Origin of the sequence: Agromyces sp. C10 (assembly GCF_023217995.1) — a bacterium.
GTDB lineage: Bacteria > Actinomycetota > Actinomycetes > Actinomycetales > Microbacteriaceae > Agromyces > Agromyces indicus.
On sequence record NZ_JALPSX010000009.1, the window covers coordinates 62,381 to 79,513 of the forward strand.

14 protein-coding genes are annotated in these 17,133 nt (G+C 69.2%); 13 read left to right on the plus strand and 1 reads right to left on the minus strand.

The features are described 5' to 3' along the window. Window positions 1–20: 20 nt before the first annotated feature. The 7 genes from M1L56_RS11460 (at window position 21) to M1L56_RS11490 (ending at window position 8,039) form a co-directional block, all read left to right on the plus strand. Window positions 21–998, plus strand: a complete 978-nt coding sequence (locus M1L56_RS11460) for a LacI family DNA-binding transcriptional regulator (protein ID WP_248599320.1) — start codon at window positions 21–23, stop codon at window positions 996–998. A gap of 41 nt (window positions 999–1,039) precedes the next feature. Further along, complete coding sequence (locus M1L56_RS11465; RefSeq protein ID WP_248599321.1) at window positions 1,040–1,990, plus strand: aldo/keto reductase; 951 nt, start codon at window positions 1,040–1,042, stop codon at window positions 1,988–1,990. A 37-nt stretch (window positions 1,991–2,027) separates the two neighbouring features. After that, window positions 2,028–3,680, plus strand: coding sequence for a GMC family oxidoreductase (locus tag M1L56_RS11470; protein WP_248599322.1), 1,653 nt, complete (start codon window positions 2,028–2,030; stop codon window positions 3,678–3,680). Window positions 3,681–3,721: 41 nt separating this feature from the next. Continuing rightward, on the plus strand, window positions 3,722–4,435 hold the full coding sequence (locus tag M1L56_RS11475) for a gluconate 2-dehydrogenase subunit 3 family protein (protein ID WP_248599323.1): 714 nt from the start codon (window positions 3,722–3,724) through the stop codon (window positions 4,433–4,435). A gap of 146 nt (window positions 4,436–4,581) precedes the next feature. Further along, a complete protein-coding gene (locus M1L56_RS11480) occupies window positions 4,582–5,568 on the plus strand; it encodes a LacI family DNA-binding transcriptional regulator (protein ID WP_248599324.1) in 987 nt (328 codons plus the stop codon). A 308-nt stretch (window positions 5,569–5,876) separates the two neighbouring features. After that, window positions 5,877–6,968, plus strand: coding sequence for a nitrilase-related carbon-nitrogen hydrolase (locus M1L56_RS11485; protein WP_248599325.1), 1,092 nt, complete (start codon window positions 5,877–5,879; stop codon window positions 6,966–6,968). A 96-nt stretch (window positions 6,969–7,064) separates the two neighbouring features. Beyond that, window positions 7,065–8,039 (plus strand): Gfo/Idh/MocA family protein, encoded by a 975-nt coding sequence (locus M1L56_RS11490; RefSeq protein ID WP_248599326.1) that lies wholly within the window; start codon window positions 7,065–7,067, stop codon window positions 8,037–8,039. A gap of 313 nt (window positions 8,040–8,352) precedes the next feature. Here M1L56_RS11490 and M1L56_RS11495 read toward each other — a convergent pair whose 3' ends face one another. Next, entirely contained in the window at window positions 8,353–9,984 is a 1,632-nt protein-coding gene (locus tag M1L56_RS11495) for a CdaR family transcriptional regulator (RefSeq protein WP_248599327.1), read from the minus strand. Between the two features lie 281 nt (window positions 9,985–10,265). Here M1L56_RS11495 and dnaK point away from each other — a divergent pair, with 281 nt between their 5' ends. The 6 genes from dnaK (at window position 10,266) to trxA (ending at window position 17,077) form a co-directional block, all read left to right on the plus strand. Continuing rightward, on the plus strand, window positions 10,266–12,140 hold the full coding sequence (dnaK, locus tag M1L56_RS11500; protein ID WP_248599328.1) for a molecular chaperone DnaK: 1,875 nt from the start codon (window positions 10,266–10,268) through the stop codon (window positions 12,138–12,140). Between the two features lie 115 nt (window positions 12,141–12,255). Further along, window positions 12,256–12,690 (plus strand): nucleotide exchange factor GrpE, encoded by a 435-nt coding sequence (locus M1L56_RS11505; protein WP_248599329.1) that lies wholly within the window; start codon window positions 12,256–12,258, stop codon window positions 12,688–12,690. A gap of 4 nt (window positions 12,691–12,694) precedes the next feature. Further along, a complete protein-coding gene (locus tag M1L56_RS11510; RefSeq protein ID WP_248599330.1) occupies window positions 12,695–13,630 on the plus strand; it encodes a DnaJ C-terminal domain-containing protein in 936 nt (311 codons plus the stop codon). Further along, a complete protein-coding gene (locus tag M1L56_RS11515) occupies window positions 13,627–13,944 on the plus strand; it encodes a chaperone modulator CbpM (protein WP_248599331.1) in 318 nt (105 codons plus the stop codon). The genes M1L56_RS11510 and M1L56_RS11515 overlap by 4 nt, the downstream gene beginning before the upstream one ends. Continuing rightward, entirely contained in the window at window positions 13,935–16,586 is a 2,652-nt protein-coding gene (clpB, locus tag M1L56_RS11520) for an ATP-dependent chaperone ClpB (protein ID WP_248599332.1), read from the plus strand. Before M1L56_RS11515 ends, clpB begins: the two co-directional genes overlap by 10 nt. Then, window positions 16,583–17,077 (plus strand): thioredoxin, encoded by a 495-nt coding sequence (gene trxA, locus M1L56_RS11525; protein ID WP_248599333.1) that lies wholly within the window; start codon window positions 16,583–16,585, stop codon window positions 17,075–17,077. Before clpB ends, trxA begins: the two co-directional genes overlap by 4 nt. Window positions 17,078–17,133 lie beyond the last annotated feature (56 nt).

Sequence of the window (17,133 nt, forward strand, 5' to 3'; positions counted from 1 at the left end):
CACCCGGGCGCGGTCCCAGGATGATCGACGTCGCCCGCCTCGCGGGGGTGTCGCACCAGACCGTGTCGCGAGTGGTCAACGGCTCGGACAGCGTGACCCCGGAGTTGGCCGAACGAGTCGAGCACGCGATCCGGCAGCTGCGCTATCGCCGCAATCCGGCGGCGCGCGCACTGGCGACGAGCCGGAGCATGAGCATCGGCATCGTCGGCTTCGGGTTGGCGCAGTACGGCCCATCGGTCGCCCTGACCGGTATCGCCGACGAGAGCCGGCGGGCCGGGTACGCGACCAACATCGTGAGCATGGCTGAGGCGGATCGGGCGAACATGAGTCGTGCGCTCGACCACCTCGTCGACGACTCCGTCGACGGGATCATCGTGCTCGCACCAGTCGAGGGCGCCCTCGCCGCGCTTCAGGGTCTCGAGATGGATGCCCCGCTCATGGTCTTCCAGCCGGGGGCGACGCCGGCGGTCGATCGGGTTGCGACCGACGAGATCGCCGGTGCGCGCATGGCCACCGCGCACCTCGTCCGATCGGGACACCGGACCGTTCGCCACGTGAGTGGGCCGAGCGGCTGGCTGGGTACCAGCGCCCGGATCGCGGGCTGGGCCGGAGAGCTCTCCGAGCGAGGGCTCGCCGCGCCGCCGCCACTCGAGGGCGACTGGACGACGGAGTCGGGGTATGCCGCGGGGCGAACCCTCGCGGGCGACCCCAGCGTCACCGCGGTCTTCGCGGCGAACGATCAGATGGCGCTCGGCGTCATGAAGGCGTTCGCGGACGAGGGCAGGCGGGTGCCCGAGGATGTCTCCGTCGTGGGCTTCGACGGCGTTCCCGAATCCGCCTACTACCGACCTGGCCTCACGACGATCGGGTTCGACTTCGCTGAGGTCGGGCGGCGTGCGGTAAGCCAACTCCTCCTCAGGATGGCGGGTGAAGAGCCAGGGCCGGTCGCCCGGGTGGAGCCCACCTTCCTTCTCCGCGACAGCGCTCGAGCAGCGTGAGACTCGACTCCGACCAGATACACACCGAAAGAAGGAATCCCATGTCCGATCGCCCATTCGGCCGCACCGGCCTGACCGTCTCCGGCGTCTGCGTCGGCACGAGTGCCCTCGGCAGCTTCCCGGCTCAGTACGGCTATGAGGTGGACGAGGACACCGCAGTCGCCACGATCCGACAGGTCTTCGACAGTCCGTTCACCTTCATCGACACGTCGAACGAGTACGGCGGCGGGGCGAGCGAGGAGCGCATCGGGCGCGCGATCGCCGAGCGCGGCGGCATCCCTGATGGGTACGTCGTGGCCACGAAGGTCGACCCGCTCCCTGGCTCGACCGACTTCTCGGGCGACCGCGTCCGCCGCTCGGTCGAGGAGAGCCTGGAACGGCTCGGCCTCGATCGGCTTCAGCTCGTCTACCTGCACGACCCGGAGAAGATCTCGTTCGAGGAGGGCACCGCTCCCGGTGGTCCGCTCGAGGCACTGATCGATTTGCGCGACCAAGGGGTCATCGAACACCTCGGCGTGGCAGGCGGTCCGATCGACCTCGAGCTGCAGTACCTCGCCACGGACGCGTTCGACGCGGTCATCAGCCACAACCGGTACACCCTCGTCGAACAGACGGCCGAGCCGCTCATCGAGGATGCCGCGCGGCGCGGTGTCGCATTCGTGAACGCGGCACCCTTCGGCGGCGGCATGCTCGTCAAGGGCCCGCGCGCCGTGCCCCGGTACTGCTATGCGCCGGTGGCGCAGGCGACCATCGACCGCGTCCTCAAGATGGAGGCGCTGTGCGAGCGCCATGGCGTGCCGCTGGCAGCCGCAGCCCTGCAGTTCTCGGTCCGCGACGAGCGCATCGCATCGACGATCGTCGGGATGTCGCAGCCGAGCCGAATCGAGGAGACCATCGCGCTCCTCGCGCACGACATCCCGGATGAGCTTTGGGCCGAGCTGCTGCCGCTGGCGCAGGTCGGACGCGACGGCATCGAGGCCTCGGCCGCGTGATCGCGGTACCCGGCCTCGAGGAGATGAAAGGAACCCCATGAATCGGAAGAAGCAGCCAGAGCCCGTCGACGTCGTGATCGTCGGTGCCGGAGCCGGCGGCGCAACGGCCGCGAAGGTCCTCTCAGAGGCGGGCCTGCGGGTCGTCGGCCTGGAACGCGGCCCGTGGCTGAAGCCCGAACACGCGTCCGGCGACGAGTTGAAGTTCCTGAACCGGAACTTCATCTGGCAGGACCCCAAGCTGAAGCCGCGCACCTACCGGCCGAACGATCAGGAGGAGGCGGTCGTCACGAACTTCTCGGCGACACCGCAGGTCGTCGGCGGAGGCACGACCCACTGGGGCGGCATGGTGCCGCGCATGGCCGAGAGCGACTTCAAGCTCCGCTCGCTGCACGGTGACGTGCCGGGCGCCAGCTTGGTCGACTGGCCGATCACCTACGACGAGCTCGAGCCGTACTACACGCGGGTCGAATGGGAGTTCGGTACGTCCGGCCTCGCCGGCGCCAACAAGTGGGAGGCCTGGCGAAGCCGGGGATACCCGACCAAGCCGTCGCCGCTCAGCCAGATCGGCCGGACGTTCTCGACCGCGATGGCGAAGCTGGGGCACAGCACGTTCCCCATGCCGCAGGGGATGGTGACCGAGCCGTATCGCGGGCGGCAGCCCTTCAGCGAGAACGGATTCTGGCAGCAGTATCCCGACCCCGGCACGGGGAAGTCGTCCACGCTGATCAGCTTCATCCCGGATGCGGTCGCGACCGGCCGCTACGACCTGCGCCCCGAGTCGTACGTCAGCGAGATCCTCGTGGGCAAGGACGGCCGGGCCACCGGCGTTCGCTATCAGGACGAAGACGGCGACGAGTTCGTCCAGCATGCGAAGGCGGTCATCGTCTGCGGCGGCGGCATCGAGACCCCGCGGCTGCTGCTCATGTCGAAGTCGGCGCTCTTCCCCGACGGGTTGGGCAACGGCAACGGCATGGTGGGCAAGAACGCGACCTTCCACCAGTACTCGTTCTCGGTGGGCCTGTTCGACCGAGAGGTGACCGACCCGCTCTACGGCTGGGCCGGCCACTACATGAGCCTGTGCTCGTTCGACTTCTACGAGACCGACGAGAGTCGCGGCCACATCCTCGGCTCGCTGATCTTCCCTTCGATGATCGGGCACCCGGTGAACTGGAGCTTCCCCGGACGGCCGACGTGGGGCCAGGCATCGAAGGACGCGGACCGGGAGTTCTTCAACCACAGCATGAAGATCGGGATGCTTCTCCATGACATGCCCGTGGAGGACAACCGGGTCGACCTCGACCCGAACGTCAAGGACGCGTGGGGACTTCCAGTCGCCCGGATCACGCACACGCCGCACTCCAACGACTTCGCGCACGAGCGCTGGCAGGTCGCGAAGAACGGCGAGATCCTCGAGGCCGCGGGGGCACGGAAGGTGATCCCCGTGAACATGGAGAGGATCACCGGCAACACCTCCCACGAGCTCGGCACCGCACGGATGGGCGACGACCCCGCGACATCCGTCGTCGATCGCTGGTGCCGGTCGCACGAGGTGCCGAACCTCTACGTCTTCGACGCGAGCTTCTTCCCCACGGCGACGGGTATCAATCCGGCGCTCACGATCATGGCCAACGCCTGGCGCTGCTCCGACCGGATCCTCCACGTCGACCGCCACGGCTGGACCGAGGACTGATCGCGGCCGAAGCCGCTGGACGACACGAAAGGACAGAATCCATGGGACAAGCGGAATGGGTCACCGTGCCCGTATCGACGCGCGACGTCGAGGGGCCGACCTTCTTCTCTCAGCACGAGTGGGACACGATCGAGGCTGCGACGGCGCGGATCATCCCCACCGACCACCACCCAGGCGCCCGCGAGGCGAAGGTGGTGCGCTTCATCGACCGGATGCTCGCCGGCACGCAGTTCATATTCCCGGCCGCGGACGGTATCGGCTTCCTCCGGATGGAGGGCCGCGAGGCCGCGGTCTGGGAGGAGCGGATCGAGCAGCGCCGGCGCTTCTACCGCGAGGGCATCAGGGAGATGGATCGTCTCGCACAGGAGCTCGGGGGCGGCGCCTTCGTCGAGCTCGGCGAGGCTGACCAGGACGCGGTGCTCGAGAAGCTGTCGGGCGCGGCGAAGCCGGGCGGATTCACGCTCGACGACGAGGGCGGTGGCCTCGGTGGCGCCCCCGCGGGCAATCAGCCCGTGAACGAGGACTTCCTGGAGTTCTTCCCGCTGCTCGTGCTGAACACCAGGCAGGGCTTCTACGGCGATCCTGTCTACGGCGGCAACGAGAACCGGGTCGGCTGGGGGGTCATCGGCTTCGACGGGCCCCCGTCGCTGGCCTCGACGATGGACGGCAGCTACACGACGCGCAAGTACATGGTCGAGGGGGCGGAGTGGCCGTACGACCAGCACCCGGTCGTGCTGCGCTACCGGCGGCCCTGATCGAGGTGGGGAATCCCGGCCCGCTGCTCCCGGCTCGGGTGCGGCGGGCCGGGCATAATGATGGGATGCCGTCGACACGTGCCGCTCCGGAGTCGAAGGGGAACGGTCGGGGCGAACGGCTCGCGTCGAGGTCCAAGGGCCCTCGGATGGTGGACGTGGCCAGGCTCGCCGGGGTTTCCCAGCAGACCGTCTCGCGCGTGGTCCGCGGGGCCACCAACGTCGCGCCGGACATCCGTGAGCGCGTCGAACTCGCGATCACCCAGCTTCGGTACCGACGGAATCCGGCGGCAGCGGCGCTGGCGAGCAATCGGACGATGACGATCGGTGTGGTGAGCTTCGAACTCTCGGTGCTCGGTCCGTCGGTCGCGTTGTACGGTATCTCCGAAGAGGCGCGGCAGCACGGCTACTCGACGCGACTCGTGACGCTCGATTCGCTCGATCGGTCGACGATCCGTACGGCGTTCGACTCGGTGGGGTCGGATGCGGTCGACGGTGTCGTCGTGCTTGCGCCCCTGTACGACGCGATCGCCGTGCTCGAGGCGCTCGACATCGACGTGCCGGTGGTGTCGTTTCAGCAGGGCACTCCGCCGAGCCCCACGAGTGTCTCGATCGATGAGGTCCGTGGCGCACGGGCGGCCGTCCGGCATCTGCTCGACCTCGGCCACGAGACGGTATGGCATGTGCAGGGTCCGGAGGGCTGGATGGCGTCGAGGGCGCGCCGGCGCGGATGGGCTGAAGAGCTCGCCGCGGCGGGCCGCGTCGGCCCACCACCGCTTGAGACGTCGGACTGGTCAGCGGCCGAGGGGTACCGTGCCGGCCGCCGGCTTGCACAGATGCCCGGGGTCACCGCGGTGTTCGCCGCGAACGACCCCTTTGCGCTCGGCGTGATCAAGGCGCTCGACGACGCCGGGATCGACGTACCGGGTGACGTCAGCGTGGTCGGCTTCGACGACGTGAAGGAGGCGCCGTACTTCCGGCCGGCGCTGACCACGGTGTCGCTCGACTTCGAGGCGATCGGTCATGTGGCCGTCACCAGGATCCTCGAGATGATCCGCGGAGAGGCGCACGGGGACATCCCGTACATCCAGCCCCAGCTCGTCGTCCGAGACACGACCGCGAAGCCCAAGCGCTGACCGGGCACCCGACCTCGGACCCCAGGCCCTGACCGGCACATCGCCGGCCCTGACCGGCACATCGCCGACCCACGGAGCCGTGGCAGGGCCTCCGTGAATCGGCTTCGGCTTCGTGGTGCGCTCTCTTGAGAGGGGGCTTTCGCCTTTGCGCCTCAAAAAACCGATTGAACAGCCATTTTACACAAGCTGCTTGCGGGATCTTCAGAGCTGTGCCTATGCTGAGTTAGCGCTAACTCAGCGCCCGGACGGCAGAGACGCCTGTTCCCGCGGCCATATCTGCTCACCGAAGAGAAGAAATGAGAACAGCAATGATCGACCCATTCGTCGTCGTGGCCGTGTCGCCGCGAACCATCAACGTGAAGAACCCCGGCGATGGCGTCGCGAACGTCAAGCGCATCAACGAGTTCATCGACACCGCCGTGATGGTCGGCCGGTGGGAGGGCTCTCCGGTCAAGCTCGTCGTCCTCCCGGAGATGGCGATCCAGGGCATGATCGCGAACACGCCCGGCAACCGCGAACGTGAGGCGCACTTCGCCGTCACCATTCCCGGCCCCGAGACCGACGAGCTCGCGAAGAAGGCCATCGAGCTCGACACCTACATCGCGGCCGAGCTGTACATGGTCAAGGACGACGACTTCCCGGACCGCCACTTCAACGTGGCCTTCATCATCGACCCCAAGGGCGAGATCGTCTACAAGCGGTACAAGGCGACGTCCGACGCCTACGAGGGCGGCATGCTCGGGAACATGAACCCGCACGACGTGTGGGACGAGTTCATCGAGAAGAAGGGCAACGGCAACGTCATGGACGCGATCTTCCCGGTCGCGAAGACGGAGATCGGCAACATCGGCATCGCGATCTGCCACGAGGGCGTGTACCCCGAAATCGCCCGCGGTCTCGCGATGAACGGCGCCGAGATCATCATCCGCCCGACGCTCATCGAGCCGGCCGTGCAGAACGGCATGTGGGAGCTGCAGAACCGCGCCCACGCCATGTTCAACTCGGCCTATGTCGTGGCGCCGAACCTCGGCCCGGAGGTCCGCGAAGACGGCAGCATGCAGGACCTCTTCGGCGGCCAGTCGATGATCGTCGGCCCGCGCGGCCAGATCCTCACGCAGCAGCGCGGCTGGACGTCCGGCGACTCGTTCGTCTGCACGACGATCGACATCGAGGCCCTGCGCCGCGCGCGCGTGGCCAACGGCCTGTACAACCAGTTCAAGGACCTGCGCACCGAGCAGTACCGCGCGATCTACGACACGCCCATCTACCCGAAGAACCAGTACCTCGACGCGCCGCCCGCCGAGGGCTGGCTCGCGCGCGAGCACGAGACGCGCGCGAGCAACATCGAGAAGCTCATCGAGCGGGGCATCCTGACCCCGCCGACGGGCTACAAGGGCTGATCACGCGATCGGATGGAGCGGCCGGGGACTGTCCTGCGGGGTGGTGGCCGGCCGTTCGTCCGTTCTGCGGAGAACGCACGCAGGGAGGGAATGCTGATGCCGCGAAGGGTCGCAGTGCTCGGGATGGGCCGCTGGGGGCGCACATGGTGTCGCGTACTGGATGGCGAACCCGACGTCGACGTCGTCACGGTCGCGGTCCGGCCGGGCGGGACGACCGTCGACCTGCCGGATGTGCACGTCGTCGACGACCTCGGTTCGGCTCTCGATGTCGACGGACTCGACGCGGCGATCGTGACCTTGCCGGTCGGGCTGCATCTCGACGCGATCCGGGCAGCCGTGAGCCGCGGCGTCCCCGTGCTGTGCGAGAAGCCCGCAGTGGCGACCCGGTCCGAGCTGTCCGAACTCGAGCAGCTGGCCGGCGATGGCGCGGTGGTGCGCATCAACCAGAACTACCGACTCCGGCCCTGGGCCGAGTCGGTGCGAGCCCACCTGCCGAGCATCGGCCGACTTCTTCGAGTCGAGGTCGCCTTCGCGCAACCCGAGTTCCCCGATGGGGGCCGCGACCGGCTGGCTCACCCGCTCCTGGCCGACATGGCGATCCACCACGTCGACCTCCTGCGTCACCTCACCGGCCGTGAGGCGAACGTGGTCCGCGCGTCCGCAGCCCGCCGGCCGGACACGTCCTATGCCGGCTCGACGGACCTCGAAGCCGAGCTGCTGCTCGACGGGGGCGCCCAGGTCGCGTATGACGGGACCTGGGCGGCGCGCGGGACGATCACGCCGTGGGATGGCGACTGGGTGTTCGTCGGCGACCGCGGCACCCTGACGGTGCGAGACCTCGCGGTCGACGTCGACGCCGGCGACGGGCCGCGCCGCGTGGCGACGACCCTTCCGCCCGCTGCGGACGAGGACCTCGCGGTCGCGTGGCGCGACTTCGTGCGCGCCGTCGACGGCGACGACGCGGCCGGGGTGACGACTGCCGACAACAGCCGCAGCCTCGCCGTGGTCTTCGAACTCGCGGAGGCCGCCGGCGTGCCCGACCCGTCCGCCGTGCTCGACTCCCACCGCTGAAGGGTCGAGCCCGCCGGGCGCGGAGGATCGCACGACCTGGCGCTCGTCCGCGACGCCCCATGAACCATCCGGATGCGGCCACGGGGTGGAGCCGTGGCCGCACCCGGATGCCCCGATACGGGACCGAGGTGAAGGAGAGCCATGCTGGAGCGGTGGGTTCGTCTTCGCCATGCGATCGAACTGGAGGCGATCGAGGAGCTTCGACGCGATGAGTTGGAGGAGCTCGCCGCTGCCTGCGTCGACGCGGTGAACGACGGTGACTGGATCCGCGCCCGATTCCACGCCCGGATGCACCAGCGCCTCCGAGGCGGCTCTACCGGAGGTTGTCCCGAATCGCTGCCCGGATGCGAACGGCGATGTGGAGGTTGAGCCGCGAGTCGGGGTCGGTGAGGTCGCAGTCGAGCAGCTCGCGGATGCGGCCGAGCCGGTACCGCAGCGTGCTCCGGTGGATGAGCAGTGATTCCGCCGCGCGATCGTAGTTGCCACCTGAGTCGAGATACGCGCCGAGCGTCCGGACGAGTTCCGAGCGGTGATCCCGATCGTGCCCGACGAGCGCCCCGAGCCACTTGTCAACGAAACGTTCGAGCTCCATCCCGTCACCGGACGTGTCGAGGATGCGAAGCAGGCCGAGGTCGTCGTGGTTCGACACGCCGAACGGCCGCCGCGACTCGACGCGGAGATGCAGGGCCCGGCTCGCCTCGGCGAACGAGTGGGCGAGGTCGTCGGCGGCGTGGGCTCCGCCGACGCCGATGGTGCCCTGGGTGCTGGAGACCGAAGTCGACAACCTCTGGTGGAGATCGGAGAAGTCGTGATCGCCGGCGACCACAGCGACCACCCCCTCCGACCGCCGTGAGATCAGCGCCGGCACGTGCATCGCCGCCAGTTCGTGCCGCAGCGCCGCGCCGATGTCGACGCCGTTCGGCGTGGGCGACTCCCAACGAACGAGCATCACGCGGTGCGCGCCGCTGAGATCGAACTCGAGTGCCTCGGCGCGCGCCACCGCATCGACGGCATGGGCGCCGGCAACGAGATCGTCCGCGAGGTCGCGTCCCAGGCGGGTCTCGACCTCCGCGACGTTCCGATGGTGGGCGAGCTCGACGGCGATCATCTCGCTGGCGTACTCGATGGCGAATCGATCGTCCTCGCTCCGGCTGTCGTCCGGATCGTGGATGCCGATGACGCCGAGCGTCTCCCCCCGGGAGCGGATCGGCGTCGTACGCCATTCGGCGACGGGCGATGCGGTGGTCGAGGGCGTGTCGTCAGGGTGGAGCAGGCGCGACGGCGCCGCAGATCCGCCGACCGCCACGAAGGCGCGCTCGGCGCCGAAGGAGTCCTGCAGGACGACGGGCCGCCGGGTGATGGCACTCACCGCCTCGACGATCCGGGCCTCACCGTCGCCCGTGCCGGCCGCGGCGAGGATCACGTCACGGATGTTGCGGTGCGAGTTCAGCTGCGAGATCGTGGCCTTCATCGTACGGAGTTCGCGGGCCTGAGCACGCTCTCGGTCGATGAGCTCCGCCGTGGCCAGGGCTGCTCCGGTCGGCTCCGCGAGGGCGTGGAGCAGGAACATCTCCTCCTTGGATGGCTCCGTCGCCGACTGGAGCACGAAGGCTCCCCTGACCTTTCCGGTTCCCCAGAAGACCAGCGCGTAGCGCCAGACGTCACGATCGTCGATCACGCCGCTCTGGCCTGCCCGCGCATCGACCAGCAGGTCGAGGCTGCGGTTCGCCCTGCCCGAGTAGCGGACGAGCCGATCGTCGGCGGCGACGTACACGGCGCGAACGAGGCATCCCGCGATCGCCTTGGCCGAGGCGACCGCGAGCCGCAGCGTTCCCCGAATGGACGGGTGCTCGAACATCTTCGAGCCCACCCTGAAGAGGTCGTACCGCCCCGATTGCGTCTCGGCATCGAGGTGGGACTGCGCGACAGGATTCGGATCACTCATTGCGCACATCGCGGTGCACCCCCGCGTCTCAACCTAGTCCGTTCCGGTTGGGTCCGATAGTGCAGGCGTCGGCCGATTCTTTCGCCCTCGCAGGGCGAAGATGCGGCCGGGCCGGAGGCGCAAGACTCGGCACGAGGCAGACCGTCGCCGAGCGAGGAGAGCGCACTGAGCCGGATGGGCTTCGGCGGGCTCCCGACGCGTCCGCGGTCGTCAACAGGAACCGTGAACGACGAAACGCCGTCGGGCGCTCGAGCCGACGACACCACGAAAGGGAACTTCTCATGGCCAAAGCAGTCGGCATCGACCTCGGCACCACGAACTCGGTGGTCGCCGTGTGGGAGGGGGGAGAGGCGAAGGTCATCCCGAATGCGGAAGGCGCTCGCACGACCCCGTCCGTCGTCGCGTTCACGGACACCGGCGAGCGACTCGTCGGGCAACTCGCACGACGACAGGCGATCCTGAACCCCAAGGGCACGATCTCCTCAGCCAAGCGATTCATCGGGCGCAAGTTCGACGAGATCGAAGACGAGGCCAAGGCGGTCGGATTCGACATCGCGCCCGGGCCCAACGGCGAAGCCAGGTTCAACATCCGCGGCAAGCTGCACGCGCCCGAGGAGATCAGCGCGCTCGTACTGCGCAAGCTGGCCGACGACGCGAGCAAGTTCCTCGGTGAGAAGGTGACCGAGGCGGTGATCACCGTCCCGGCGTACTTCAACGACGCGCAGCGCACGGCGACGAAGGACGCCGGCCGCATCGCCGGTCTCGAGGTGCTCCGCATCATCAACGAGCCGACCGCGGCGGCCCTCGCATACGGCATGGACAAGAAGGAGCACGAGACCGTGCTCGTCTTCGACCTCGGTGGCGGCACGTTCGACGTGAGCCTGCTCGACGTCGGCGACGGCGTGGTGGAGGTGCGCGCGACCGCGGGCGACACCCACCTCGGCGGCGACGACTTCGACCGCCGCATCGTCGACTACCTCGCGGACGAGTTCCAGAAGGACAACGGCATCGACCTCCGCCAGGATCCCCAGGCCCTTCAGCGACTGTTCGAAGCAGCCGAGAAGGCCAAGGTCGAGCTCAGCAGCGTCAGCCAGACACAGGTCAGCCTGCCGTTCATCACGGCGGATGCCACCGGCCCGAAGCACCTGACCACGACGCTGAAGCGCTCCGCGTTCGAGAACATCACCGCCGACCTGGTCGAGCGCTGCCTCGGCCCGGTGCGCCAGGCGATGGAGGATGCCAAGGTCTCCGAGAACGACATCGACGAAGTCATCCTCGTCGGCGGTTCGACGAGGATCCCCGCCGTGCAGAACCTCGTCAAGCGGCTCACCGGCGGCAAGGACCCGAACATGACCGTGAACCCGGACGAGGTCGTCGCCATCGGCGCGGCCACCCAGGCGGGCGTCCTGAAGGGCGAGGTCAGCGACGTGCTCCTGCTCGACGTCACGCCGCTCTCGCTGGGCGTCGAGACGCGGGGCGGGGTGATGACCAAGATCATCGAGCGCAACACCACCATCCCGGCGCGCCGGAGCGAAGTGTTCTCCACCGCCCAGGACGACCAGGACTCCGTCGAGATCGTCGTGCTCCAGGGCGAGCGCGAGCGCGCCGCCGACAACCGGGTCCTGGGCAGGTTCACCCTGACCGGCATCCGGCCCGCGCCGCGCGGCGAGCCCCAGATCGAGGTCACGTTCGACATCGACGCCAACGGCATCCTCAACGTCAATGCGCGCGACAAGGACACGGGTGCCGAGCAGGGCATCACCATCAGCGGCACCACGAACCTCGACCAGGCCGAGATCGAGCGGATGGTGCAGCAAGCCGAGCAGCACCGCGCCGAAGACCAGCGCCTGCGTGAGGACATCGACGCACGGAACGAGCTGGACGCCGCCGCGTACCGGGTCGAGCGGGCGCTGTCGGAGCTCGGCGGAGCCGTACCGGAACACGAGCGCTCCCGTGCCGAGATGCTGGTCGGGCAGGCGAGGGAGGCCGTCGAGCGAGAGGTCCCAGCGTCCGAGGCCAGGGAACTCACCAGCGAACTGCAGCAGGTGGAGGCGGCCTTGTCCGTCGCTCGCTCCGCCGAGGCGTCGTCATCAGGGAGCCCCGGCGAGACGGAGGATTCCGACGACGTCGTGGACGCCGAGTTCGATCGAGCCTGAGGGGCCTCGGGAGATGGGAAACCCGGATGAGCGAGACCTGGAGCCCGATGAGCGCGGTGCGCCCAGCGAGGTGCCCAGCCCTCCGGAGGAACCCTCCCCGGCCCCGCAGGAGGACGTGAACCCACGGCTCGCGGAACTGGAGGACCGCTGGCGTCGTGCGGCGGCGGACCTGGACAACGCGCACAAGCGGGCTGCCCGCGACCTCGCGCTGGCCCAGGACGCCGAGCGGGCGCGCGCGGCATCCGTCTTCCTCCCCGTCGTGGACGGGCTGACGGATGCGGTCACCTACGCCAGGCAGGTCGACGACGGCCTCGCCGAAGGCGTGGGTTCGATCCGGGAACACGCCGTCGCCGCGCTCGAGCGCCTCGGCTACCCCCGCATCGACGACGTGGATGTGCCGTTCGACCCCCGCATCCATGAGGTCGTCTCGGTCGTCGAGCGCGCCGACGTGCCGCCGCGCACGGTCACGGCAGTGGCGCGGCTGGGGTTCGGGACGCCTGAACGCCTGCTGCGGCCCGCCGGGGTCGTGGTCACTGCGGCGGAAGAGTGACGGCGTGGTCGACGACTACTACCAGCTGCTCGGCGTCTCGCGTTCGGCGGACGCCAAGGAGATTCAGCGTGCCTATCGCAAGCTCGCACGCAAGTACCACCCGGACGTGAACAAGAAGGCGGACGCCGAGGAGAAGTTCAAGCAGATCAGCGAGGCCTACCACGTGTTGGCCGACCCGGAGACGCGGGCCCAGTACGACCGGTACGGGCCCGAGTTCCGCCAGTACGCGGCCGCCGAGCGCGAATACGCCTCGCAGGCCCGCGGCGCCCGGAGCGGTGGGGGCCGCGGTCGCACCAGGGCCCGCCCGGGACCGTCCGGTTTCACCTGGTCGAGCGCGCAGGGCGCCGCCGGAGCCACCGTCGACTGGGAAGACCTCTTCGGCGATGTCTTCGGCTCGATGCGGGGCATGGACAGCGAGGTCGAACTCGAACTCACCGTCGAGGAGGCCTTCCGCGGTGGCCCGCGCACCATCGTCCTGGCCGGACCGGACGGCGACCGTCAGACGTTCGACATCCAGATCCCGCCGGGCGTCCTCGACGGGCAGCGCATCCGCATCGCCGGCGGCGGGAGTGCGGGGAGGCGGGACGGCGGGTCCGGAGACCTCATCGTCACCTTCAGGGTCCGGCCCGACCGTCGGCTCCGGCTCGACGGCAAGGACATCGAGATGGACCTGCCGATCTCGCCCTGGGAGGCCGCTCTCGGCGCGAGCGTGTCGACTCGGGTACCCGGCGGTCCGGTCACAGTGCGGGTGCCGCCCGGCTCTTCCAGCGGCCGGCGGCTGCGACTCAAGGGCCAGGGGATGCCGGAGCAGGGCGGACGGCCCGGCGACCTGTTCGCCAAGGTCAAGATCATGGTTCCCCCGCACCTCACCGACCGTGAGCGGGAGCTCTTCGAGCAGCTCAGGCGCGAGTCCGCCTTCGATCCGAGGTCGTCCTCATGAGCTCGCCCCTCCTCCCGGTGCTGCCGCCCCGTCTCGACCTCGAGATGGTCGCCGCCGCGTCCCGGGTGCATCCCGAGTTGGTGCGCCGGTTCGTCGAGCTCGGTCTCGTTCCTGCCAGGCAGGACGGGTCGGGTCGGTTGTGGTTCACGCCGGCCGCGCCCGAACTCGTCCGTCGCATCGTGCGACTGCACGCCGACCTGTCGCTCAACTACGCCGCCGTCGCCCTGGTCATCGACCTCCTCGAGAGGATCGATGCGCTCGAGAACCGGCGATGGGTGATGTCCTCCGGAAGGGAGCCTCCGAAATGGAGATGAACAAGCTGACCCAGAAGTCCCAGGAAGCCCTGCAGGACGCCCAGAGCATCGCGAGCCGGAACGGGCAGACCGAGACCGATGACGAGCACCTGCTGCTCGCACTGCTCACGCAGGAGGGCGGGCTGATCCCGCGACTCCTCGAAGCGGCCGGCGTCGACCTGACGGCGCTGCTCGACGACGTGCGGCGCGCGATCGAGCGCAAGCCGAGGACCACCGGCCCGGGGGCGACGCCCGGTCAGGTGTTCGTCTCGAAGAACCTCGCGACGACCCTCGATCGCGCCGAGCGGGAAGCGACACGACTCAAGGACTCCTACGTCTCGGTCGAGCACCTGCTGCTGGCACTCGCCGACGATCCCTCGGGCAGTGCAGCTGCCCGCCATCTGCGGAGCAACGGCGTCACCCGGGAGTCCTTCCTGAGCGCGCTCACCGCCGTTCGCGGCAACCAGCACGTGAACTCCGCGACGCCGGAGCAGACGTACGAGGCGCTCGAGAAGTACGGCCGCGACCTCGTGACCGATGCGCGCGCGGGTCGGCTCGATCCGGTCATCGGGCGCGACACGGAGATCCGGCGCGTCATCCAGATCCTGTCGCGCAAGACGAAGAACAACCCGGTGCTGATCGGCGAGCCCGGCGTCGGCAAGACGGCCATCGTCGAGGGCCTCGCCCAGCGGATCGTCCGCACCGACGTGCCCGAGGGGCTCCGGGACAAGACGATCTTCCAGCTCGACCTCGCCGCCCTCGTCGCGGGCGCCAAGTACCGTGGCGAGTTCGAGGAGCGGATGAAGGCGGTGCTGGCCGAGGTCGTCGCCGCCGAGGGCCGCATCCTGCTGTTCATCGACGAGCTCCACACCCTCGTCGGTGCGGGCGCGACCGAGGGCGCGATGGATGCCGGAAACATGCTGAAGCCCATGCTCGCGCGAGGCGAACTCCACCTCATCGGTGCGACGACGCTGGACGAGTACCGCCAGCACATCGAGAAGGACGCCGCCCTCGAGCGGCGCTTCCAGACCGTGATGGTCGAGGAGCCGAGCGTGGAGGACACCATCTCGATCCTGCGCGGACTGCGCGAACGCCTCGAGGTCTTCCACGGCGTGCGCATCCAGGACAACGCCCTCGTGGCCGCCGCGACCTTCTCGCACCGGTACATCACCGACCGGTTCCTGCCCGACAAGGCCATCGACCTCGTGGACGAGGCCTGTGCCCGGCTGCGCACCGAGATCGACTCGATGCCGGCGGAGCTCGACGAGCTCACGCGCCGCGTGACCCGGCTCGAGATCGAGGAGGCGGCGCTGGAGAAGGAGAAGGACAAGCCGAGCCGGATCCGCCTCGAGGAGCTGCGACGCGAACTCGCCGACCTGCGCGCCGAAGCCGACGCGAAACGCGCGCAGTGGGAGGCCGAGCGCCAGGCGATCCGCAAGGTGCAGGAACTGCGCGGCGAACTGGAGCGGGTGCGCCGCGAAGCCGAGGACGCCGAGCGGAGCTACGACCTCAACCGCGCCGCCGAGCTGCGCTACGGCAGGCTCGCGGAACTCGAACGCCACCTCGCCGCCGAGGAGGAGCGGCTCCGGTCGAAGCAGGGCCGGCAGCGGCTGCTGCGCGAAGTCGTGACCGAGGAGGAGATCGCGGAGATCGTCGCGGCGTGGACGGGCATCCCCGTGGCGCGCCTCCAGGAGGGTGAACGCGAGAAGGTGCTGAAGCTCGACGAGGTCCTGCGCGAGCGCGTCGTGGGGCAGGAGGAGGCCGTGGAGCTCGTCACCGAGGCGATCATCCGCGCCCGATCGGGTATTCGCGACCCTCGCCGGCCCATCGGGTCGTTCATCTTCCTCGGGCCGACGGGCGTCGGCAAGACCGAGCTCGCGAAGGCGCTGGCCGGTGCCCTGTTCGACAGCGAGTCCGCGATGATCCGCCTCGACATGAGCGAGTACCAGGAACGGCACACCGTGAGCAGGCTGGTCGGAGCCCCGCCGGGGTACGTCGGGTACGACGAGGGCGGCCAGCTCACCGAGGCGGTGCGACGGCGGCCGTACTGCGTCGTGCTCTTCGACGAGATCGAGAAGGCGCATCCGGATGTCTTCAACACGCTGCTGCAGGTGCTCGACGACGGCCGCATCACCGATAGCCAGGGACGGACGGTCGACTTCCGCAACACCATCGTGATCATGACCTCGAACATCGGGGCCGAGGACCTGCTCACCGGTGCGCGGGACAGCAGCGGTGGGATCGCGGAGGACGTGCGGAACCGGGTGCTCGGGCAGCTGCGCGGCCATTTCCGCCCGGAGTTCCTCAACCGCGTCGACGACATCATCATCTTCGCCCCGCTCGGGCTCGAGCAGATCGAGTCGATCGTCGACCTGATGATGGGCGACCTGCGCCGCCGCCTCGACGAACGCCAGATCACGCTCGAACTGACGCCGGAGGCACGGCGCCTGATCGCCGAGCGCGGATACGACCCGCTGTTCGGCGCGCGGCCTCTGCGACGGTACATCTCGCACGACATCGAGACCCGCCTCGGCAGGGCGCTCCTCTCCGGGGAGGTGATGGAGGGCTCCACCGTGCGCATCGACGTCCGGGACGGCGACCTGGCCGTCGACGTGGTCGACGTGCCGGTCGAATCCGATGCCGATGCGGAGGTCATGGCATGACGACCCCCGGGGCGACCACCGTCATCCGGTGTCCCAACTGCGGACGAAAGAACCGGGTGCCCGTCGCGGCCGGTGGGCGGCCACGGTGCGGCAACTGTCATCGCGCGCTGCCCTGGATCGTGAACGCGCTCGACGACACCTTCCGCGAGATCGCGGAGCAGGCGGATCCGCCGGTGATCGTCGACATGTGGGCGACCTGGTGCGGCCCGTGCCGCATGGTCAGTCCGGTGCTCGAACAGCTGGCGACCGAGCGGGCGGGCGAGGTGAAGCTGGTCAAGGTCGACGTCGACCGTGCGCCCCGACTCTCGTCGCGGTTCACGGTCCAGGCGGTGCCGACGCTGCTGATCATGCACCACGGCACGGTCATCGCACGGCAGGCGGGCGCTGCACCCGTGGAGGTGCTGCGCCGATGGTTCGACGACGCCATGGCGAAGGGTGCCCAGGACGCCGATTCGGCCGGGAGCGGCACGGACCCGGGGCGTGATCCGTGATGGCGCGCCCCGATCCGCACCTCGTCTTCGCCCGCCGGGTGGCGCCGCGTACCCGG